23 protein-coding genes are annotated in these 22,506 nt (G+C 40.1%); 13 read left to right on the top strand and 10 right to left on the bottom strand.

What is annotated here, in order from left to right; all coding sequences use genetic code 11:
• Window positions 1-22 precede the first annotated feature (22 nt).
• From QAS77_RS01190 to QAS77_RS01175, 4 genes are read left to right on the top strand one after another with little or no spacing between them, the layout of a single operon-like run.
• Window positions 23-1,258, top strand: a complete 1,236-nt coding sequence (locus QAS77_RS01190; protein WP_305063873.1) for a cation diffusion facilitator family transporter — start codon at window positions 23-25, stop codon at window positions 1,256-1,258.
• A 28-nt stretch (window positions 1,259-1,286) separates the two neighbouring features.
• Entirely contained in the window at window positions 1,287-2,141 is an 855-nt protein-coding gene (locus tag QAS77_RS01185; protein WP_305063872.1) for an ATP-binding protein, read from the top strand.
• 18 nt (window positions 2,142-2,159) lie between these two features.
• Complete coding sequence (locus QAS77_RS01180) at window positions 2,160-2,492, top strand: CGGC domain-containing protein (RefSeq protein WP_305063871.1); 333 nt, start codon at window positions 2,160-2,162, stop codon at window positions 2,490-2,492.
• Window positions 2,493-2,529: 37 nt separating this feature from the next.
• Entirely contained in the window at window positions 2,530-3,402 is an 873-nt protein-coding gene (locus QAS77_RS01175) for an ATP-binding protein (protein WP_305063870.1), read from the top strand.
• Window positions 3,403-3,441: 39 nt separating this feature from the next.
• Here the strand turns inward: QAS77_RS01175 and nadA are convergent, their stop codons facing one another.
• On the bottom strand, window positions 3,442-4,362 hold the full coding sequence (gene nadA / locus QAS77_RS01170) for a quinolinate synthase NadA (RefSeq protein ID WP_305063869.1): 921 nt from the start codon (window positions 4,360-4,362) through the stop codon (window positions 3,442-3,444).
• A 234-nt stretch (window positions 4,363-4,596) separates the two neighbouring features.
• Between nadA and QAS77_RS01165 the strand changes: the two genes are divergently transcribed.
• Both QAS77_RS01165 and QAS77_RS01160 read left to right on the top strand, forming a co-directional pair.
• The gene (locus QAS77_RS01165; protein WP_250868637.1) at window positions 4,597-4,800 is read left to right on the top strand and encodes a heavy-metal-associated domain-containing protein; all 204 of its coding nucleotides are present in this window, start codon (window positions 4,597-4,599) and stop codon (window positions 4,798-4,800) included.
• Between the two features lie 85 nt (window positions 4,801-4,885).
• On the top strand, window positions 4,886-7,714 hold the full coding sequence (locus tag QAS77_RS01160) for a heavy metal translocating P-type ATPase (protein WP_305063868.1): 2,829 nt from the start codon (window positions 4,886-4,888) through the stop codon (window positions 7,712-7,714).
• Window positions 7,715-8,022: 308 nt separating this feature from the next.
• Here QAS77_RS01160 and QAS77_RS01155 read toward each other — a convergent pair whose 3' ends face one another.
• Window positions 8,023-8,505, bottom strand: coding sequence for an S-layer protein domain-containing protein (locus QAS77_RS01155; RefSeq protein WP_305063867.1), 483 nt, complete (start codon window positions 8,503-8,505; stop codon window positions 8,023-8,025).
• 288 nt (window positions 8,506-8,793) lie between these two features.
• Between QAS77_RS01155 and QAS77_RS01150 the strand changes: the two genes are divergently transcribed.
• On the top strand, window positions 8,794-9,021 hold the full coding sequence (locus QAS77_RS01150; RefSeq protein WP_250869232.1) for a hypothetical protein: 228 nt from the start codon (window positions 8,794-8,796) through the stop codon (window positions 9,019-9,021).
• A gap of 111 nt (window positions 9,022-9,132) precedes the next feature.
• On the opposite strand, the gene nrdD is transcribed toward QAS77_RS01150, so the two are convergent.
• Window positions 9,133-9,513: an anaerobic ribonucleoside-triphosphate reductase gene (gene nrdD / locus QAS77_RS01145; RefSeq protein WP_305063866.1), complete on the bottom strand. Its 381-nt coding sequence runs from the start codon at window positions 9,511-9,513 to the stop codon at window positions 9,133-9,135.
• 523 nt (window positions 9,514-10,036) lie between these two features.
• On the opposite strand from nrdD, the gene QAS77_RS01140 reads away from it, so the two are divergent.
• Complete coding sequence (locus tag QAS77_RS01140; protein WP_305063865.1) at window positions 10,037-10,723, top strand: peroxiredoxin; 687 nt, start codon at window positions 10,037-10,039, stop codon at window positions 10,721-10,723.
• A gap of 632 nt (window positions 10,724-11,355) precedes the next feature.
• Here the strand turns inward: QAS77_RS01140 and QAS77_RS01135 are convergent.
• The 3 genes from QAS77_RS01135 to QAS77_RS01125 all read right to left on the bottom strand — a co-directional run bounded on the left by QAS77_RS01135 (window position 11,356) and on the right by QAS77_RS01125 (window position 13,662).
• Window positions 11,356-12,591, bottom strand: a complete 1,236-nt coding sequence (locus tag QAS77_RS01135; protein WP_305063864.1) for an MFS transporter — start codon at window positions 12,589-12,591, stop codon at window positions 11,356-11,358.
• A 17-nt stretch (window positions 12,592-12,608) separates the two neighbouring features.
• Window positions 12,609-13,037: a MarR family winged helix-turn-helix transcriptional regulator gene (locus QAS77_RS01130; protein WP_305063863.1), complete on the bottom strand. Its 429-nt coding sequence runs from the start codon at window positions 13,035-13,037 to the stop codon at window positions 12,609-12,611.
• A gap of 73 nt (window positions 13,038-13,110) precedes the next feature.
• Window positions 13,111-13,662, bottom strand: a complete 552-nt coding sequence (locus QAS77_RS01125; protein WP_305063862.1) for a flavodoxin family protein — start codon at window positions 13,660-13,662, stop codon at window positions 13,111-13,113.
• 848 nt (window positions 13,663-14,510) lie between these two features.
• On the opposite strand from QAS77_RS01125, the gene QAS77_RS01120 reads away from it, so the two are divergent.
• Window positions 14,511-14,744, top strand: coding sequence for a hypothetical protein (locus QAS77_RS01120; RefSeq protein ID WP_305063861.1), 234 nt, complete (start codon window positions 14,511-14,513; stop codon window positions 14,742-14,744).
• A 496-nt stretch (window positions 14,745-15,240) separates the two neighbouring features.
• Window positions 15,241-16,656 carry a sodium/glutamate symporter gene (locus tag QAS77_RS01110; protein ID WP_305063860.1) on the top strand — a complete coding sequence of 472 codons (1,416 nt, stop codon included), beginning with the start codon at window positions 15,241-15,243 and terminating at the stop codon, window positions 16,654-16,656.
• A 208-nt stretch (window positions 16,657-16,864) separates the two neighbouring features.
• Here the strand turns inward: QAS77_RS01110 and QAS77_RS01105 are convergent, their stop codons facing one another.
• Window positions 16,865-17,365 (bottom strand): hypothetical protein, encoded by a 501-nt coding sequence (locus tag QAS77_RS01105; protein ID WP_305063859.1) that lies wholly within the window; start codon window positions 17,363-17,365, stop codon window positions 16,865-16,867.
• A 636-nt stretch (window positions 17,366-18,001) separates the two neighbouring features.
• Between QAS77_RS01105 and QAS77_RS01100 the strand changes: the two genes are divergently transcribed.
• Entirely contained in the window at window positions 18,002-18,289 is a 288-nt protein-coding gene (locus QAS77_RS01100; RefSeq protein ID WP_305063858.1) for a hypothetical protein, read from the top strand.
• A 207-nt stretch (window positions 18,290-18,496) separates the two neighbouring features.
• Here the strand turns inward: QAS77_RS01100 and QAS77_RS01095 are convergent, their stop codons facing one another.
• Both QAS77_RS01095 and QAS77_RS01090 read right to left on the bottom strand, forming a co-directional pair.
• On the bottom strand, window positions 18,497-19,066 hold the full coding sequence (locus QAS77_RS01095) for a tyrosine-type recombinase/integrase (RefSeq protein ID WP_305063857.1): 570 nt from the start codon (window positions 19,064-19,066) through the stop codon (window positions 18,497-18,499).
• 104 nt (window positions 19,067-19,170) lie between these two features.
• Window positions 19,171-19,662 (bottom strand): winged helix-turn-helix domain-containing protein, encoded by a 492-nt coding sequence (locus tag QAS77_RS01090; protein ID WP_305063856.1) that lies wholly within the window; start codon window positions 19,660-19,662, stop codon window positions 19,171-19,173.
• 538 nt (window positions 19,663-20,200) lie between these two features.
• Here QAS77_RS01090 and QAS77_RS01085 point away from each other — a divergent pair.
• Together QAS77_RS01085 and QAS77_RS01080 are read left to right on the top strand one after the other, a co-directional pair.
• On the top strand, window positions 20,201-20,698 hold the full coding sequence (locus QAS77_RS01085; protein ID WP_305063855.1) for a tyrosine-type recombinase/integrase: 498 nt from the start codon (window positions 20,201-20,203) through the stop codon (window positions 20,696-20,698).
• A gap of 26 nt (window positions 20,699-20,724) precedes the next feature.
• Window positions 20,725-21,048 carry a hypothetical protein gene (locus QAS77_RS01080; protein WP_305063854.1) on the top strand — a complete coding sequence of 108 codons (324 nt, stop codon included), beginning with the start codon at window positions 20,725-20,727 and terminating at the stop codon, window positions 21,046-21,048.
• Window positions 21,049-21,246: 198 nt separating this feature from the next.
• Here the strand turns inward: QAS77_RS01080 and QAS77_RS01075 are convergent.
• Window positions 21,247-22,506: Cdc6/Cdc18 family protein (locus tag QAS77_RS01075; RefSeq protein ID WP_305063853.1), on the bottom strand; the 1,260-nt coding region annotated here is incomplete at its 5' end.

Raw genomic sequence — 22,506 nt, 5'->3', positions numbered from 1 at the left:
TTAGTTATTGGGGGAACATAATGTGGCTGTAAAAGAAAAACTCTGGTTAGGTGTGAAGGCTTCAAAGAACTCTACTATTGCACTGGTTTTTCTTGCAGCAATAAAAGGTATCGTGGGGTTCTATTCAGGCAGTTCCTCCCTGATCGCGGATGCGATCCACACATCAATGGATATCTTTACATCCCTTGCAGTATGGATCGGGTTAAGGCTAAGCCTGAAAAGTAGCGGGGAGCACTTTCCTTATGGTTACTACAAAGCAGAGAATCTGGTGGCTCTTTTTGTCTCAGTTATCATCATATTATCCGGGGTCGAACTTGTGCGTGGAGCCCTGAAAACTATAAAAGACCCTGTCGAGCTGGAATTCCAGGGACTGGCGCTTGGAGCGGCTGTGTTCTCTGTAATTACTATCTATGCCCTTTCACAGTATAAGTTCAAAATAGGAAGACAGATCGGTTCACAGGCACTGATCGCGGATGCTAAGCATTCATATACGGACGTATTCAGTTCCATGGTCGTTGTTGTCGCTATTACCGGTTCGATGTTTGGCATACACTGGCTTGATAGTGCCGGGGTTCTTGTTATATCATTGATCATCTTCAAGCTCGGGATCACAACAGCAAAGGAATCGGCACTGACCCTGATGGATGCATGGCTGGACAGGGATTCTATCGAACGTATCAGGCATACAGTGGACCATATCCCCGGCGTTAACAAGGTTGATGAGATCCGGCTTCGGAGATCCGGTCTGGTTGTTTTTGGGGAGATGCAGGTAGAAAGTGCAGGAGAATACGACCTGAAAAGAGTGGAAATGCTTTCCGCTGAGATCGAAGAGGCGGTTAAAAGTGAGATCCCAAATCTTGAACATATTTCAGTCGATGTAAAACCCGGAAAAATATCCGTGCTCATGGTCGCGATCCCTGTAATGATGCCAGAGGGATTACAGTCGAAGCTATCCAGACATATCGGAAAAGCTCCTTATTATATTTTCATCGAGCTGGAAGACAACAAAATAATGAGCTGGGATATTGGTGAGAACCCTGCTGCCGATCTGGATCGAAAAAGAGGTGTAAAGACAGCGGAGTATCTAGAAGAACAGGGTGTTAATATTGTCATCGCAAAAGATATCGGGGAAGGCCCATTCCACAGATTCCATGACAGCTTTATCAAACTGTTAGAGATGCCGGATGATGTGGAGGATGTTGAAACACTTATTGGAAAGATCCCTGAGCTGAGCGTGATCACCGCTCCTACAGAGTAATATAATCTAGAAACTGGAGAATTTATAAATGAAAATTGCGATCGCAAGTGGAAAAGGTGGAACAGGTAAGACCACCATGGCAGTCAATCTCGCACTCTCTCTAAAGGATGCGCAGCTATTCGACTGTGATGTGGAAGAACCTAATTGCAACCTGTTCCTTGGGTACGATCTTGAGAAAATCGAGGATGTGAATGTTCCGACACCGGTTATTGATAAGAGTAAGTGTGACCTTTGCGGCAAATGTTCTGAGTTTTGCCAGTTCAATGCCCTTGCCGTTTTGCCCGAAGATGTAATGATCTTCCCAACACTCTGTCATGGATGCGGTGGATGCAGTATTGTATGTCCGAATGAAGCTATCAGCGAGGTGGACAGGAAAGTCGGAGTTATCGAAGGTTCGACGAATGAGGACCTCGTGTTCTATCAGGGACTGTTGAAGATAGGAGAACCCATGACATCACTTGTGATCAAGGCCCTGCAGGAACATATCGATAAGAACACGACTGCCATCATCGATGCACCCCCGGGTACTGCCTGCCCGGTCATTGCCTCAGTGAAGAATGTAGATTACTGCATCCTTGTGACCGAATCGACACCTTTTGGGTTCCATGACCTGAAGCTTGCTCTTGATGTGATGAGGATACTGGGAATACCGTTCGGTGTGGTGATCAATCGATGCGATATCGGTGACAACAAGGTGGAAGAATACTGTATTGAAGAGGGGATCCCGGTCTTGATGAAGATCCCTTACGATCGTGAGATCGCAAGGCTGTATTCGCAGGGCATTCCCTTTGTTAATGAGATGCCGGAGTGGAAGGAAAGATTTGTCAGGCTTTTCAGGGATGTTACCTCACTGTATGAAATGAGGGGTCGCCCTGAACAGTGATCAAAGGAGTTGATATTAATGGTAAAGATCGGATTGGTAAGATGTGAAATGGCTTCAAGGTCCTGTCCTGGCACCTCTTGTTTTAAGGCGATAAAGAACGGAACAGGAACACTTGAAGAGTTCAAGGATGAGGATATTGACATCATTGGCATGGTCACATGCGGAGGATGTCCGGGCAGGGATTCGATAAGACAGGTCCGGGAAATGGTAAGGAGAGGGGCTGAAGTGATATTCCTCTGCACCTGCATGATAAAACCGATCCCCAATCCTCCTAAGTGTCCTTATGCTGAAGAAATTGCAGAAGCGATCAGGAATATGTGTGATGCCAGGGTCATCATGGGAACACACTGATGTTTTCCTGAAATTTTTGAGTTCTCGGAGAAATTACATGAAACAGCTTACTATAATAAGTGGAAAAGGTGGTACAGGAAAGACTACCATTGCAGCAGCTTTTGCTTCGCTTGCAGAAAATGCTGTGATAGCTGATTGTGATGTGGATGCAGCCGATATGCACCTGATATTGGACCCGCAGATAACTGAAACAATAGATTTCTATGGCCTGAAGGAAGCATCTATTGATGACTCCCTGTGCATTCAATGCGGCCTGTGTAAAGAGAATTGCAGGTTCGATGCAATTACCGATGATATCAGGATCGATAGCTACGAATGTGAGGGATGCGGAGTATGTGCTCATATCTGTCCTGAAGGAGCTATAACAATGGTCGAAAGGAAAGCAGGAGAAGCCTATCTTTCAGAAACCAGGTTCGGACCAATGGCAGATGCAAAACTCGGTGTAGGGGAGGAAGCAAGTGGTAAACTGGTAGCGTTTGTCAGGGAAAATGCCAGAGACCTTGCTGATAGATATGGCAAAGACATGATAATCATTGATGGTCCCCCTGGCACAGGGTGCTCTGTGATCGCTTCCATTGCCGGTGTTGATATGGTTGCGGTCGTAACCGAACCCAGTGTATCAGGAATTCATGATCTAGAACGGGTTCTGGGCGTGGCCGGTCATTTTAATATTCCGGCTGTGGTCTGTATAAACAGGTACGATATAAATGAAGAGAACACCCGTGTTATTGAAGATTATTGCAGGGAAAACGGGATCGATGTTGTGGGAAAGCTTCCTTTTAGCAGAATTCCGACCGAGGCAATGATTCAGGAAAAAACGGTAATGGAATATTCAGGTAATGAATTGTCAAGGGAGTTCTCAAAAAAATTAAAAGAGATGTGGGAAAACGTTGTGAAAAGCCTGAACTGAGACATGGTTCATGTTTCAGGTCATGCTTTCATATATATGTCACATAGTGCGTTTGACCGCAAGCATCCTGTCAAGTGCTTTCTTTGCCTTAAGCCTTATATCTTCAGGCACAGTGATAACATACTGCATGTTCTCAAGTGCATCGAGGACGGATTCAAGAGTTGTTATTTTCATGTTCGTACAGATAGTGAATTCGGAAACATAATAGAACTTCTTTTCCGGATTCTCCTTTCTCAGTCTGTGAAGGAGTCCATTCTCCGTACCGATGATGAATTCCTTTGCTTCGGACTTCTTTGCATACTTTAAGATAGCCGTTGTGCTCAACACTTCATCAGCAAGTTCCAGCACTTCTGTACGACATTCGGGATGTGCCAGGAACAGTGCATCGGGATGTTCTTCCTTTGCTTTAATTACGTCATGGGCACGCATCTGGTGATGTGTGGGACAGAAACCATTCCATGCATAGATCTTCTTATCCGTGAAACCTGCAACATAGTTTCCGAGGTTCTTGTCCGGAACAAAGATCACCTCATCTTCCTCAAGAGAGTTCACCACATCGATGGCATTGGCTGAGGTGCAGCAAATATCACTCTGTGCTTTTATCAGTGCAGATGAGTTCACATAGCACACAACAGCAGCATCAGGATGTTTCTTCTTTTCATCATCAAGGGATATGACATCAACCATCTCGGCCATTGGGCAGCCTGCATCCTTTTCCGGAAGGAGCACGGTCTTTTCCGGACTTAGAATTGCTGCACTTTCCGCCATGAAATCAACACCACAGAATACGATGACATCCGCATCCGAATTGACCACCTGCTGGCTCAATCCCAAGGAATCGCCTGTAAAATCTGCAATGTCCTGTACTTCGGGACGCTGATAGTTATGAGCAAGAATAACTGCATTAAGTTCCATTTTTAAATTATTGATCCTTTCAATGATCTCTTTCATGTCCTGCATATTCTCACCATGTAAATATCTCTTATTGAGCTATATCAATCTTACCTAATTTTTATATATTGCATTTAATTTTATCGGTGTGGTCAATTTTAATCAAATAAGCGATACTACTATATGTTAACGCTGTTAACAGATGATTGTAAATATTTGTTGCCTTAAGTAATTAACGGCAGCATAAAATATTGCAAAAGTATAAATTAATGAAAAACCCTCTTAATTTTGGGAGTGAATTAAATGGTAGAAACCAAAATAAAAGTTGACGGCATGTCATGTGGGCACTGCAAGATGCATGTTGAAAAAGCAATATCCGGGGTTACAGGAGTTTCATCCGTAGATGTCGATCTCGACAAAGGTGAAGCTGAAGTCTCCTATGATGAAAATTCAACGAACATCGATGCCATTAAAAAAGCTGTGAACGATTCCGGATACAAGGCTTAAGGCCTTATCTTTTTATTATTTTTTTATGCTGCACGATAAGCAGTATTTTTAGACAGAAATATCCTATTAACAATGGTGCAACAACATGGAAGCTAAGATAGACGTTCTTGGAATGACATGTATGCATTGTCACGAGAGGGTTACAAAAGCCATCTCCTCGCTTAAAGGCGTGGAAAGTGTCGATGTAAGTCTTGAAGAGAACAATGCGACCGTCATTTACGATCCTGAAAAGGTAAGTCTTGAAGAGATCGAACAGGCAATTCTTGGTTCAGGTTATGAGGTAGGCAAGGATATCAATTCTGAGAAGCCTGATGATTTGGCAGAGGACACAAAAAAGATCGAGATGGGGGACAAGATCGATGCAGAGGGAAAAAGCACGTCACATCCAGCACCCGTTGAGCTTCTTAAGGACAATGGGGAGAAAGCAACTAAGGAAGCAGATAAAAAACCTGTGGAAACTACGTTGAAAGTTACAGGTATGACCTGTGCTGCCTGTGCTATCCGCATAGAGGATGCCCTGAAGAAACAACCTGGTGTGCTATCTGCAACAGTAAATCTTCCTCTTGAGAAAGCATCTGTTACTTATGATCCGCAGATCTTCACAACGGACAAGCTGGAAAAAACAGTTGAAGATACCGGCTATGGGATACTGAAAGATGAGATGGCCTTTGATGTCGGGGGCATGACCTGTGCTGCCTGTGCCACAAATATTGAACGTGCCCTTAAGAAGCTTGATGGCGTGAGCAATGCCAGTGTGAACTTTCCCATGTCCACCGCACGTGCCGAATATGATCCCGACAAGGTCTCAGCAGCAGATATGCTCAAAGCCATTGAAGAAATAGGTTATACAGCATCTGTGAAAAAAGAAGGAAGTCCTCTTGATCGCGAAAGGGCTGCAAGGGACACGGAGATGACACATCAGAGGAACAATCTGATCATTGCCGTTTTGCTTACCATTCCGATTGCCCTTGGAGGAATGAGTGCAGGATTTCCACAGTATCTCTATTTTGTTCCGCCCATACTTGCCGACAGGATGGTACTTTTCATTCTTACTACCATCGTCATGGCCTTCCCTGGACGACAGTACTTCGTTGGTGCCTATAAGGGTCTGAGACACGGTTCTGCTGATATGAACCTGCTAATAGCCACCGGTACCGGTGCTGCATACACTATCAGCGTGGTTACCAGTTTCATTGATCTCGGTCCAGGATACCAGCACACTTTCTTTGAAACGGCAGCAATGCTGATCACTTTCATAACGTTCGGGCGCTACCTTGAAGCAAAGGCAAGGGGACGGACCTCCGAAGCTATCAGGAAGCTTATCGGGTTGCAGGCAAGGACTGCACGTGTGATAAGGAACGATGAAGAGATCGAAGTGGCTGTGGAGGATGTTGCTACAGGTGATATCGTAGTTGTCAGACCCGGTGAAAAGCTTCCAGTAGATGGTGTCGTTGTAGAAGGAACCTCTTCAATAGATGAATCCATGATAACCGGTGAGAGCATTCCCGTGGAGAAGAATGCCGGAGATACTGTAATAGGTGCAACGGTCAATGCAACTGGTTCCTTTAACTTCAAGGCTACCAAGGTGGGCGCTGATACAGCACTTGCACAGATCATCAAGCTTGTGGAAGATGCACAGACATCAAAGGCACCCATTCAAAGAGTAGCGGACTTTGTGGCTGGAAGGTTCATCGTTGCAGTAATTGCGATCGCTGTCCTCTCATTCCTGTTCTGGTTCTTTATCGGGTACGGTCTATATGATGTTGCCCAGTATTCAGTGATATCAAGCCCGTTCTTGTTCTCACTTCTTATCGGTATAACAGTACTTGTGATATCTTGTCCCTGTGCTGTGGGGCTTGCAACGCCTGTGGCTATCATGGTAGGTACCGGTAAAGGTGCTGAGAACGGTATTCTCATCAAAGGCGGCGAAGCGCTTGAGGTAACCCGGAAGATAGGCACCATAGTGTTCGATAAGACCGGCACCCTCACAGAAGGAAAGCCGGTGCTCACAGACGTGATGACGTTTGGTGGTCACTCAAGAGATGAGGTCCTCTCCCTTGCAGCAACAGCTGAGAAGGGATCGGAACATCCACTTGGTGAGGCTATCGTAAATGGGGCTGTGGATGGGAATGTTGACATACTGGATACCACCGAATTCGATTCAATTCCGGGACATGGGGTCACTGCTACTATCGATGGACGGAAAGTACTTCTTGGCACTCGCAAGCTCATGGCCGATAATAATGTCGATGTATCCGGTATGAGTGACGATCTTGAAGAACTTGAACTTCAGGGCAAGACCGCCATGCTGGTCTCAGCCGATGGTAATGCCATTGGTATTGTTGCAGTTGCTGATACCCTGAAAGAGAACTCAGTTCAGGCTGTTTCCAAACTAAGGGATATGGGTATCGAGGTCGTGATGATGACCGGCGATAACAGCAGGACAGCATCTGCGATAGCTTCGGAAGCTGGCATAGACCGCGTTCTTTCCGAAGTGTTGCCTGAAGACAAAGCTGCTGAGGTGAAGAAGCTTCAGAAAGAGAACAAGATCGTTGCAATGGTTGGTGACGGCATCAACGATGCTCCTGCACTCACGCAGGCGGACGTTGGTATTGCCATGGGTGCCGGAACAGATGTGGCCATGGAATCCGCTCAGATAGTGCTAATCAGGAACGATCTTCTTGATGTTGTGGCCTCACTGAAGTTAAGCCGGCTTACCATGAGGAAGATCAAACAGAACCTGTTCTGGGCTTTCGGCTACAACAGTCTTGGTATCCCAATAGCTGCAGGAATTCTGTATCCTGTGTTCCATCAGGTGCTTGTGACTCCTGCAATGGCAGCGGCGTTCATGGCCATGAGCTCGGTCTCGGTTGTGACGAACTCTCTGCTGATGAAGAGAAGCAGAATAAAATAATTTCCTTTTAAGAAGAGGCATTCGCAACAATACGTTTGTTGTTGTAGAAATGCCTCTTCATGCCATTATTTAATGTTTGGTCTATGTTGGCCCAATTTTAGATCAATGACCTCTTCCCTGAGTTATTCTTCTGTAAACATGTTAAACTCGGAGGGTGGACAAATATCCTTTTTGTTGTATTTTTTATTTCAAGTATTAGTTATGCAGATTTTAAAAGCTAAAGCTTAGTAGTCTCGATTCATGATTTCACCCCAAATTGTTTACAGAAAAAGATACCACCTTTAACGGTTTTCCGGGAGGTATCGGTTTCACATCATTTCTATATATACCACGCATACACTTTCCGTTGAGCCACTGTCGATCTTGTTTAGATATACATCGTTTAGATATATCCTAAACATCAACTCATTCCCATCTTCTGAATACACATCCCAGCCTGATCCCAGGTCATCTGAGATAGGCAAGACCTGATCGTCTACGAAATCACCGTTCCTGGAAACCTCCAACCACGCCCTTCTGCCTTCGACATCGATCTGCCTTGGAATGAGATTATAATTATCCGGCAGTTTGAATGTCTCACCAGTACTTAGAACGTATCTATCGGAGAAGGAGAATGTCTGCTCTCCAAATACTTCATGTGGAAGGATCTCTTCCACAGAATGTTCCGAAAAATCCTTCAAATATTTTGACGGGACAAAGTTTGCTGAAAGTATCAGTGATGAAATAAATATAACGATGAGAATAGATAGTAATTTAAGTGCATTGGCCACTTTCTTTGAATTTTTGTCCATGATTGCAATTGAACCCCCACAAAATATACCTCAAAGGCACTTTAAAAAAACATGCACCGTGGTATAAAAATATTTTGGAAACGAAATGTCCCTTTTGTTACTTCCAGAATTGCCACAATTTGTTAAGATCAACTGTTTTACCTATCATGAATTGTTACGAAAGGTCAGATACTATTGAGATAATGACAGAAATAGAGGACATTGACATAAAAATAAGCCCCTTGGTTTCGTTCCTTATATCTTACATTTCCGCATTAGGAAGGTTAAGATTAACGTCTTGTCTTAAGAATGTACAGAACACCAATAACTGCACAAACAATTATTGCTGTTATAGCACCTAATGCAAAAAATTCAGGGAATATTGCCAATACAAAAAAACTAAACATTAAAAAAATGGCTGCAACTAATAAGAACCATTTTGGAAGCAAAGAAGTATCTACAACACTATCATCTATCCCCGGACGAATGGGTTTGAACTTGTTTGAAATGCAATCACCTCAAAACTTTATATTGTAAGAACTTGGACATATGTTTTCACTGCATTTCATTCAAGCATTCGCTTTAGACCTGACATAACATGTACATTTGTAATTCTTCAATATCTGTCATTCTCGCAAGGAATGTAAATTAAAAGTTTCTGTTTCGATCTTTTAATTCCTGTTTTTTTGCTTCATTCCAACCGCTCACGTTTGAGAGGTATCCGGTCACTCTTGACAACTGATGCACATTATGATTCATGCAATCAGGGCACACGGGGTCTCCGCATACTTTACAGGTTGCAATTAGGTCCACCACGGTCTCGCCTGGGCAATTGCTCCCATTTGCCATAACCCATAACTGAACAGGGCAAACATCATTACCCTCGATCTTCATTTCCTTGCCATCATTGAACTCATCACACCATGCGACACATCTCTCAACAAACCTGCTCAATGGCATTGCGTACAATTTATCCACGGACATCATTTCTCTTTCACTCATATTTTCCACACTTCTTATGTCTGTCATTTATGTGTATTCTGTAATTAGTTTCTATCTGTCATTCTCGCAAGTTAAGATAAATACTTGGATAGATTGGTGGGTTCAAATCGCATCCCTCGCATAGAAAGTCGGGGATATAGCTAACTCCAAAAAAGTGAACGGGTTTGTGTGAGTTATGTGCACAATCGAATCAAAGACAAAAATGTTACTCTTCTAAAAATTTGAGAGCACATCGGTTCGAATCTTATCCCCCGCACAATCTTTTGGGGATATAGGTAACTCTATTTTTTTGTACACGATTGTGTGAATTGTTTGCACGACCTATATCCAAACATAAAGGTAAAGGTAACTTTGTTTTTTATACTTTTGCCAATATTACAAAAGTTTATTTTTCCGTTATGCATCCCTAAAAGTAATGCGTTGATAATTTGTTTTTAGACATTGAATGAAATTAGTACGAGTATTAACATCGTTGATTATCTCAGGAATTTATTTATAGTAATATCTGACTTTTTTACATATTCCTTATGTAAGCTGGAGTGAATTAACAATGAACGAAACCGAAAATGCAGAACGAATAACCATGCCACTAATAGGCGATATTGCACCGAAGTTTAAAGTAGATACAACTATGGGAGAGATTAGTTTCCCAGAAGATTACAAAGGAAAGTGGGTAATATTATTCAGTCATCCTGCAGACTTTACGCCTGTATGCACCACAGAATTCATGACATTTGCAAGTATGCAAGAAGAATTTTGTGAACTTAATACTGAACTAATAGGTTTGTCCATTGATAGTAAATATGCACATATTGCCTGGTTAAGGACAATAAAAGAGAAGATTGAGTACAAGGGTATGAAGAATGTTGAAGTTTTATTCCCTGTAATTGCAGATATCAAAATGGAAGTTGCTAAAATGTTTGGGATGATTCAGCCAAACGCTTCTGACAATCAGGCAGTTAGAGCAGTATTCATTATGGATCCAGAAGCAAAGGTAAGGGCAATACTCTACTATCCATTATCAAATGGAAGGAACATGGATGAGATCAAAAGGATGATTATTGCAATGCAAAAATCAGATAAAGAAAATATTGCAACGCCTGCAAATTGGAATCCTGGTGATGATGTTATAATCCCACCACCTGGATCATGTGGAGCTGCAAAAGAAAGAGTTGAATCAGAAGAAGAAGGCAAATATTGTCTGGACTGGTTTATGTGTCTCAGAAAAGAATCCTGAATTAAACTAAATTTAGAACTACATAGCCATTATTTATTGATGGCTTCAGTTCTTTTTTTATTGGAAAACAAAATGACACGGATTTTCTAAGAATATGGAAATGATAAAAAATACCACATCGGACACTAACAAAATAATTTATATCCATTCTTGTTCCCAATTATCCAACCTCTCCCTCATATGACCATTGAGAGTAAAAGGCTTATCATCCTCAGCATCAGCTCCTAACGTTTACATTTCATTCAAGAATGTCAAAATATGTATGATTGTGAAATGTAACTACTTATACCTGACATTTAATGTACATTTGTAATTCTTCAATATTTGACATCTGAACAAGGAAGGTTGATATTAAGACTTGGATATATTTGCAGGTTCAAATCGCATCCCTCGCATAACAAGTCGGGGATATATACAAAGAAAAATATGGCACAGGGGTTTTGTGAGAAAATTGCATAATCCCTCGGAAGTTTGAGTTATCACTTTTCTAATATTTATAATATATTCGCATTTGCTCAGAACGAATTAGGCTTAATTAAAGGTAGTGAGAAAGAGTAAATAAAAATCCCATAATTTCAATGAATTTCTATATGGGACAGAATAGAATTACTTCTATTAATGTATTTTAGAACTTATACTACCTCATCTAAAGGTTCAATCGATGATGAATCTGACAACGAAATTCCCGTATCTTTAACGGTAATATCACCTGAGCTATCAAATCTTTTCTTCAATAAATACGTCATCAAAGCAACAAGCAGCCCAAAGGAGCCTGATGCCATGAAGACCGTGTCAAGATTGAAATGCAACAGGACTATACCAAGCACTATGGGAGAAAGACTCTGACCAACATATTTCATGGCGTTGTGAATAGACAGCACACCACCTCTTGAATCTGAGGGGGATATCTGAATTATCTGTGCATCAATTGCGGTTCGCGCAAGCCCAAAGCCTGCTCCGAATAGCAACAATAAAAGAAGAACTGTGACAATCGAATGTGCAAATGAGATAGATATAATTGCTAACCCAACAAGTGCAAACCCAGCAGTAATAACCTTTATCATTGAATGCTTACTAGCTAGAATCTTCACACGAGATGCCATTAAAATGACAGTTATTCCTTGAAAAGCCAATATAAGTCCAGCTTCTTTTGCCGTATAGCCGTATACATCCTTGAGCATAAAGGGCATGTAGATGACCAGAGAATATAGTAAAAAGAAAATTGCAAAGCTCAGGAATACCGTATATATTATCTGCAATTCTTTGAGTGCTGTAAGCACATCAAATATGCCTTTGTGATCACTATTTTTCTTCTGAACCCTTGTCTCTGGAAGAAATGTCATCACAACAAAAGCAAATGGCAGTGAAAGTGCATAGAAAAGGAATGGATAGTTCCATCCCCAAATAGACAGTCCTCCGCCTATAAGAGGGGCGGATATCGAGCCAATGGCAATTGCCATACTAACCTTGCTCATAGCATGCACACTTTCAAGACCCTTGTACGCATCCCCTATTATTAGCATGGCTGGGGACATCATCCCTGCTACTCCAATGCCCTGTATGAACCTCAAAATCAGAAGTGATTGCAAATCAGATATAAAATAGCTTACAAGCCCCATTAGACCATAGATCATAAGGCAAGGAACAAGTATCTTCTTACGGTTTACACGGTCAATGAAATGTCCTATAACCAGTGTGAAAATAGCCGTTGAGATAGTATACACCGACATCAACAGCCCTATTTCATGGGATGTTGTTTGCAGAGGTTCTACCATCTCTGGCAATACTGGTGCTAAAATCGCACCTCCTGCCATGGCAAAGAATGCAATGATACAAAGCATTAGAAGGTGAATGTTTCTAAATTCCATGATTTTGCCTATTGATCTCACATTATTTTGGATACATTCTTGAACATCTTTTCAAGTAAGTCCATAATAAATTTTCTTTGACTGTCATCGAAATCAGATAAAAGGATATTTTCCCACTTCGCAGCTATCTTTTTCATATCAGGTTCGATTGCTCTTCCTTTCTCTGTAAGAAAAACAAGGTATGAACGTCTGTCTTCTTTGTCACTCTGCCTGAAAACATATCCTTCCTCGATCAGTTTCTTTATGGCTCTTGTAGCTGTGGCCTTATCCACTTTAATAGTCTGGGAAAGGGTTTCCTGATTGACACCATTCATTTTATAGAGGTGCATCAAAAAACCGAACTGTCCACTTCCAATATCATAGGGTTTCAGCTCTTTTTCAATGTATATCTGAGCATACCTGTGGAAGTATGAAATATATTTTCCAATGAATTCTTTATCGTGCATTAGTACACCTCTTTTTAAAAAAATCAACATTAAGAACAGCTGTATAATAGTTGTCTACAGCCTTTATAAAAATTTATAAATCTTTACCCATCTGCTTTGCAGTTTTTAGTATGCTTTCTTGGGAAAGGATATCTGATTTCTCTACTGTGCACCCTGCAGCAATTCTTCCTTTCACATCAAAGCCAAGGAAACCAAACACCATAGCAACAGTTGAGAAACAAGAGCTAAATGGATCTAGATTAGGATTTCCTTGTGTGAATGCAAGAGTCATCTTCTTATTCTTACCACTGAGTCTGCTTGTTAAATCTGGTTTTTCATAGACATAAAGACGATCCACAAAGGCCTTTGCCTGTGCAGTTATGTAGCCGAAATATACAGGATAACCAAATACAATAGCATCTGAACTCTCTCTCTCATTGTAAAGATGCTGCATATCATCATCCAACACACAGATCCCATCCTTTCTGCAGGCATTGCAACCTTTGCAAGGTGAAATATCCATATTAGCTAGGTTGTACATCTTTATCTCTGCATTGTTTTCAGAAGCACCTGAAAGAACTTCATTTACAAGTTTTGCTGTGTTTCCATTAGTATGTGGGCTTCCATTGAGTCCAATTACTTTCATTTTTACGATCCTCCAAATGGTTCAAGAAATATTGTTGCGAACGCAACTACATATGATTGATGTTGCAACTAATTATATATGTAGTTGTAGATGCAACTAATCGCGGATTAAGGTTTGATAATATCTAGATATATAAGCCCCACCGATAGTACTTGATACTTTTTTTATATCATACATTAACAGAAGCCCTGTTTCCCCCCACTTTTCTAACCTCCTCCCAACATGAGCATTGAGAGTAAAAGGCTTATCATCCTCAGCATCAGCTCCTAACTTTTACATTTCATTCAAGAATGTCAATATATGTATGATTGTGATATGTAACTGCTTATACCTGACATTTAATGTACAATTGTAATTCTTCAATATCTGACATCCCGACAAGGAATGTGAAATTTACTTTTTTAAAATAGTACTGTGGATATTAACCCATCCTGCCAATAGATCTAATAATTGCTCTTTCGTCTTTGGCTCTTGATGTTCCCATCCATCTACATGAAGGTAAAGCTCTCCTTCTTCATTGCATGATACTTTAAATTCTGGGTAACTATTCAGCCTACCCTAATCAATTGCTTAATGCTGATTTTCGTGCAACCCACATACATGTCCCCAATCGGACAAAAATGTAAAAATCACAATCAGTGGTCATTATTTGATATTTTATAAATCCTAATCGGTGCATAACATATACGCTATTAATAATTTCAACAAGGCACATTGATGCGTGTTTCTGTGGGCTGAATAGTTACAATTCTGGATACATTCTTTTCATCTCCTTTGTTATATCTGTCAAAAATGTGTAATTCGTAATATCTCTTTATTTGTCATTCTCGCAAGGAAGGTTAAAATTAGTGATTATCACCGATAATGATTTTCCAAAAGAGATGCATGGAGAAAAGATTGGTGATGTCATTATGGAGTTGAGGATGAAGAAGGGCATGACTCTCCTTGCATTGAACAGGAATATGGTAAATATAGTGAATCCGTTACTGGACATGATTATTGAAGAGGGGGATAAGAGGGGGATAAGATGGTTGAATTGTCTGTTACTGCATGATAACTCTCATATGGATGGCGTGAAGTGATATAATTTGATGACGTCCATGGGGGATTATCAAGCTGGCTTTCTCATGCATTGAACTCAAATAACCAATGTGGCCTGGATCGGGAAAGTGATGCGCTGCCCGTGCCACCTTGAATCCTTTATAATACCCCTTTCTTTAGTTCATCAAAATAATCACAATTCGATTTGTCCCTTGAATATAGAGGTTTTCTACAGAGCCCGAAAATGGTATCCGCGGATGGTATTTTTCGAGTAAAGCTTTTAAATATTAGATCATTACTTGCCGATTCAAGAGAGTTAGTAGAGGATGTTGCGGTATGTAACATGACTGTGACAACATCCTGGTAATCAAATTTTACATTTGATGGCATAAGCTTTGCAGTTTGTAAAAAAGAGCAGTTGATCGGAACTAAGGTCATTCGAAACTACTGTAAAAGCAAAAATGTATATATCGTTCCCGACAAAGATGGGCCGTTGCCTTTATTCAAATCCTGAAAAGGCAAGCGGAGGTTATCTAAATGTCGGCTGCAATGATCGGAATGAGCTTTCTCGTACTTGGTGTCATCCTGCTTCTTGGGAAATGGATAAGGGTTATGTCACCCCCCATCCAAAAGCTCTTCATACCCAGTTCTCTTATCGGGGGATTCCTGGCTTTATTTCTTGGACCTGAGGTCCTGGGTTATTTGATCTCATGGATAGGAGATAGCAGTACGTTCCTATCAGGAGGGATATTTCCAGAAGAGATGCTTGATGCGTGGACCACTCTGCCCGGGCTTTTCATAAACATCATATTTGCAACACTTTTTCTTGGGAAAAAACTACCTGCGATCAAAGACATATGGCTTCTTGCAGGACCACAAATTGCCCACGGACAGACCATAGCATGGGGTCAGTATGTGTTCGGCATATTGGCCGCGATTCTGATACTGACCCCTTTTTTTGGAATGGACCCAATGGTAGGTGCCCTTATAGAAATATCATTTGAAGGCGGGCATGGTACTGCAGCCGGTATGAGCGCTACTTTTGAGGAACTTGGATTTTCAGATGCAACAGACCTGGCACTTGGGCTTGCAACTGTGGGTATTCTCTTTGGTGTCATTTTTGGGATCGTGCTTTTGAACTATGGTGTAAGGTCAGGAAAAACAAGTGTGCTGAAAGATCAATCCCAGTTATCCCTTAGTGAAACCTATCAGAAAGGCATCATTGATTTTGACGCAAGGGAGTCTGCGGGGAAGATAACTACAAGACCCGAATCCATCGAGCCGCTTTCACTTCATTTTGCCTATGTGGGAGTTGCTATTGGGGTCGGGTATTTTATCCTTCAGGCACTGATATGGATAGAGGCGATTACTTGGGGCCAGGCAACGGGAATATATCTGCTTGCCCATTTACCTCTTTTCCCCCTGGCAATGATAGGAGGCATCATACTACAGATGTTCCTTGATAAGTTCGACCCGTACTATACTCTGGACAGAGATCTTATGATGAGGATACAGGGTTTATCTCTTGACATTCTGATAACCAGTGCAATAGCCACACTGTCACTAACGGTTATCGGAAACAATCTGATGCCTTTCCTCATACTTGCCACAGTTGGAATTGTATGGAATCTGATAGCGTTCTTATACCTTGGACCAAAAATGATGCCTTCATACTGGTTCGAAAGGAGCATAGGTAATTTTGGACAGTCTATGGGGATGACGGCAAGTGGCCTGTTGTTAATGAGGATAGCCGATCCTGATTCAAAATCTCCTGCCCTTGAGGGATTTGGTTATAAACAGCTGCTATTTGAACCGATAGTAGGCGGTGGGATATTTACAGCTGCCTCTGTACCCCTGATATTCTATTTTGGCCCGATGCCGATGCTTATCATGACATCGGTTATCATGTTATTCTGGGCAGGACTAGGGGTCTTTTACTTTGGCCGAAAATAAATTCGGGAAAGTACCAGTATTCAAAACCTAGCTAAAAAGGCAAATTTATCATTTAGGTATGTGAAGGCAGAACTGGGTAAGTACAAAGCAAACATTCTGACTTTTAAATTCGTACAGTAGTTCCGAATGAACGCATCCACCTTTTTTCCTTTTGTCCAAATTTATTTTTAAAAATAATGCACACCCCACTCACATGTACCTGATCCATTCAAAATTGTGCATAAACATTGTCCTTATTTTTCACAAGTGAAAACCAGCTACCTGCGAAAGTAAAAGAAAGAATTAATTCCAGTGTCACCCATGCTGAAGGGAATACTAATGTGGAGACAAAACTCTTTGTTTTTGGAGCAATTAATCTATCAGCAAAAAAAGGTATGATAAAAATCATCCCATAAAATAAAGATGTTACTAATCCTACATTGCCTGGATACACACCAGCTAACATAATTGTCCATGCTATTATGTATAAGAGTGCAAAAAATATTAGTCCTTTAGTTTTGCTTTGTGTTCGTAGAAAGCGTATTAGAAATACAGGGGCAAGCCATGTTGCAATTGGAATAACATTCCAGATTCCATTTGAGAAAATTAAAAACATAAATCCAATAACAAGCCAAAGATATGACCAGTTTTCTGCTTTTATTTTTGAATTGTGCAGAAGCATACTACCATCTTCGTATTTGTTGATGGCTACATTAATAGTTGACTTCAATCATATTTATTGATGGTGGCATTTGAGATTGTTATTTTCAACTATAAGACCAAGTTTGCTCAATACCATTCTTCCAACCTTTCCCTCACATGAGCATTGAGAGTAAACGGCTTATCGCTCATAGCATCAGTTCCTAAGTTTTACATTTAATTCAAGAATGTCAAATTATGAACGCTTGTGAAGTGTAACTGCTTATACCTGACATTTAATGTATGTTTGTCTTACTTCCAGAATTGCCACCACTTGTTAAGATTGCCTGATTGATCTATCATCAATGGCTTTGAATATAATTTAGTGACTAGAGTTTGTTGTGTAAAATCTATGTTATGCATTGGTTTAGATAAGCAATGGGTGTGACATTTCGTAACTACAGCACCAAGTATTAACCATGATCTTATGTTAGGATCGCAATACACCAAGATACCAGGAACATCTGTGTAACTGCGAGGTAATACCGGCATGTCCTGAATCCCGGTCACTTTTGCCTCGCACGCATGGGTATCTACCAACAAATACATAGAATATGTATTATAATCTACCAAACCGATATTTTTACGTTGATTCTATATACTACCTATTACTTTCTATTACTATAATTATTACTGTCTATAACTGTCTATTACGAATAGGGGTAAAATGCCTAAAATCAATGACAATAGCCGTGTTCGGAAACGGCAAGTAAAATGTTTGAAATGTGGGTTTGAATTTATCAGCCAAGTAGAAGCTCCTCGCTGCTTCAATAAGGATCCTAAATGTTCATCCCATAAAGTGGTTGATTTAATCTCAATTCCCACTCAATCCGAATTGTACTTTGTAAAAGAGACGATCAATAAAATGCTTGATAAAATGGAAGATATTACTTTGGATCAACAGGTATTGCAAAATAATATTGAATATATAATAAAGAGAATTGATAAAAAATAAATATTTGAGTACAGATTCAAGTTGTGGTGGTATTGGGTGGATATATCTTTCAAGCTGTATTCGTATGGCCTTTCTCGGGGCTTCTGCTGGCAAATGAACGGTCCTTCTCTCCTTCATGATCAATTTGGGGTGTCATAACAACCTTTGAACCTCAACGTACCGCATACCTGACCAGAAGCAGACCTCGAAGATAACTATATTCAAATTTTAAATTAAATCAATGTCATTTATCGCACCTAGTCGCCTGTTTATATCTTCAATCGATAGGTCTAGGTATCGCATAGTTGTAGAAAGGTTCTTGTGACGCAAATACTTAGACACATACGCAAGTTCTAAGCCTCGATCGAGTAGGTGTTCAGCTCTGGAACGTCTAAAGGTATGTGTTCCAATACGCTTGTCTATGCCTGCTTTATCGCATAGGATATTTACTACCCTGTACACCCATGATCGAGTGACTTGTTTACCTTTCTGACTAAACATAATGTAATCGTTCGGTCTTAGGTTGTTGTGATCACAATAACGCTTAATTCGTTTCAGTACCTGGACTTTACATGGTGCTTTCTGCAGCTCTGTTATATCTTTACCCTTGCCGCCCCATACATCTATACAGCGATTTTCAAAGTTAAGATCTTTAACTCTAACGTTGATAGCTTCGGAGATCCTCAATGCAGGATAATACATTAACAATGTCCATGTGTCGTACTTCTCCGGAATATCCTGAAATTCCAGAATCGTCTTTAATTCGGATTCTTTGAGCCACTCTTTAGAGTACATCATACAATAAGTAAAAAGCAACAATCGGTTATAAGTGTTTCTTTTTTGTAATTAAATACGAAATCGTAAATGAATGGCAAAAACTAAAAACACGATACGAGTAACGATTATAAGGAATCGGTGCAATGTCCGGAAATTAGCCAGGATAAACGAAAAGGAAACAAAATGTGCATTTTGATTCCTTTTTCTGCAGAGCCGACGTTTCGCAAAAAGTATAGTTTAGGAAGATGAGAAGTGGGCTGATTGCCGGATAATAGAGGAAATTTGAACCCCATGTTGTGAGCAGTAAAAACGGCAACAGTAGCCACTTCCTCACCGTATGTGAGAAACGGTTGTAAATTGGCCGAAATATCAAAGGTTTTTGTATTGTAAGCTCCGGCATGAGCAAGTAAGAGTCCGGCCTTAACTAATCTATCAATACGGTAAATAATCCCTGAATGAGGCTTCCTGAGCTTCCTTGCAACTTCCCTGATGCTGCAGTGTTCATTAAGATGTTTGCAGATTTGTACATCATATTCAGTTACCTTTGTTCCATTGATTTTTTGTACTACCCCGTGGTGGTCGAATTTTTGCCTCTTTTTTGCCCATTTTTTGACCATCAATTGAACACATCCCCTTGCCATTGGTTTTAAGGCTGTTTTCATGGGTTTTGAACATTAAACTCTCAGAGGTGGTCAAAGAATCCTCAGGGGTGGTCAAACTTTTCTGACCATCCTTTTGTTTTTTGCCAGTCATAATTTATCACCTGAGACAGGAAATTATGCATTATTAGAACCCTTTGAAAAACACTCATACAATTTCCGACTTTCTATGCGAGGGATGCGATTTGAACCCACAAATTCCATTAAGTCTTAACATTAACCTTCCTATCTATTTTGACAGACATAAGAGATTTGAAAGAGGCTTTACGGGTTCTTTTTGCTTTCTTATATCTGTCGTTAAGTACATTAAACAATACATTACACAATAATGACTATGTTACCAACAATTAGAACTAGCTCTGATCTTGTCCTGCAGGATGAAGTAGATCACTTGACTTTAGAGGAATTTCACAAACTATTAGCTGCTTCAGACATGAAGTTTGATAGTTTGAAAAGATCCTCTGTTCGTAACTTGTTCATTCGGGATCGTAACAAAATGCTCATGATTGTCCTGTGGGCTACTGCAGGCAGGATAAGTGATGTTCTGGCCATGCGAGAGGATGACATAGATTATGACAAAAAGACGATTAAATTCTATGTCAAGAAAAGACGAAAATGGCACACTATAAGCATAGATAGTGATGTTACTCTCAAACTCTCAAACTATGTACGTACCTGGCATGTCAAAGGCTTGCTATTTCAGAATGTCAATAATAAGAAAGACGTTCCACAAAAGCCAATGGCAAGGCAGACCGTTGATGCAATCCTAAAGGACTATGCACAGATTGCAGGCATCAGGGCAATACATGCACACTTATTCAGGCATGGATGTGCCATGTATATGCTTTCAAAGGGTGTGCCTTTGGAGATCATAGCATATAGATTGAAACATAGCACCACGAGGACCACAGCGGCGTTCTATGCAAGGATTAATCCTGATATTGAAAGGGCGCTAATCTCTAATTGTGTTCCAGATATCTTGGGGATGAGTTAACTTTTTAATACTACAGGAGACACAAAATGGACGATATTCTTAAACGGGCTGTTAAATTCGAGTTTGGGAGCAATTCAAATGATTGGCACGATATCTTTCATGTTAAAAGACAAGGCGATTCAGAGTGGAACGTGAAAGACGGTGCTTTCCTATATGATATAAACTCAGATGTTTTCGTGCTGGAATATTCTGAATTTCGTAACGATCCGGAATTTCAAAAGGACACTCGATTCACTTTAGATGATGCATTTCGAATCGCTGAGACCATTGAACGAGAAGGAAAAATAGCTTTTCAGAGGAGACGTGTCAAGGAAATCAAAGAATGGTGCAAACAGAACGGCTACGAATAATATTGTCTAATTGCTAAAACTGTAACATTTACTGCTTATCCTCACCCTTTTTCTATCAAAAACAGTCAGAAACACATAGTTATGTTTCTAAACTGTCATAAAATAACAGGTTTTTGTCAAGCTGAGATAATTCACACTCTATGAATCACATTTATGTGAAAATGTGTAATCATTTCATTCACATATCATTTATTAATTTCAGTCTTCTATTACACATTCAACAAATTTGCATTGATCCTGATCCCATACCATTTTTGTTTCGAATTTTGGAAAGTTTTTTAGAATTGAGGATTGAAGTGCAAGTGGGGATAATCTGAAATCTTGGAATAGTGCTCTACCAAGTTCTTCTGAATCAAAATTTATAGTAATAATCCTTGTAATACCCATTCTGTTCTTGGTTGCAATACTTGCGTCTATTACCCCAATTGTATCCAATTTAGTAATGTGCTTAGATATGCTAGTTCTTGTTAAGATTTCTACGCCCAAGTGATCAGCATATTCTTTGTATTGTTTCTCCACATTACCAGTCGTAGTATTATTTGGATGTATCTTATTAGCGATGAGTGTAGAAACGAGTACAATCTTTGTTTGGATAGGTAATTCTTTAACAAGTTTAAATAACGCATCTGTATTGACTTTATTATATGCCATTTTTACATGACCTGGTTGTATGGTCCCACAGTTTTCATTCTTAGCCATCTCACCAGCTGCATCAAGTATTTCGAGAGCTGTTCTTGCATCACCATGATCTGAATATCTAGCACATAACTCAAGCACTCCATCCATTACAACACCTTCTTTGAATGCGATAGGTACACGATTTTTAAGAATCTCCACAAGTTGTTCTTCTCCATATGGAGAAAATATTAAGTGGCGTTCACCAAATGATGATAAAATACTGGATTCAACATTGTCCAAGAAAGATATGTCATTTGAAATTCCGATAATCCCTATGAAAATATAGTTATCTGATTTTTTGAATTGGGATGGTCTACTTAGATGATATAAGATATCAGTGCTTTTGAGCACATGGATTTCATCTAAAATTGCAATTAGTATAATTCTTTCTCTGGACAATATTTCCCACATATAATCAAGGTATTGTGATTTAGATAATCCTTGTTTCGGAATATTATTGGTTGGATCGATATCATTTATGATATGAACTATAATACGATTATCGGTATTATCTTGTTTACAGTTTATATTTACTATTTTAACGTTCAAGTCGAAATCCTTTGTAACATCCAATAGTGTACTCATTACATGTCCAATGACGACTGTTTTTCCAACGCCAGTGAGTCCAGTTACAAGTGCATTTTTTGGCTCAGAATTGGAAAGGATTGGTTCTACAAGACTTTCAATTTCATCGATTTCATCATCTCTGCCAATTAACTGCTCAGGAATATAATTGATAGATAGTGCAAATCTATTAATGAAGATGTTGTCTTTCTTTGT

The sequence above is a fragment of the Methanococcoides sp. genome, assembly GCF_030594565.1.
GTDB classification, from domain to species: domain Archaea; phylum Halobacteriota; class Methanosarcinia; order Methanosarcinales; family Methanosarcinaceae; genus Methanococcoides; species Methanococcoides seepicolus.
The sequence above is the reverse complement of the archived record's forward strand: the minus strand, read 5'-3'. Positions and strand labels throughout refer to the sequence as shown.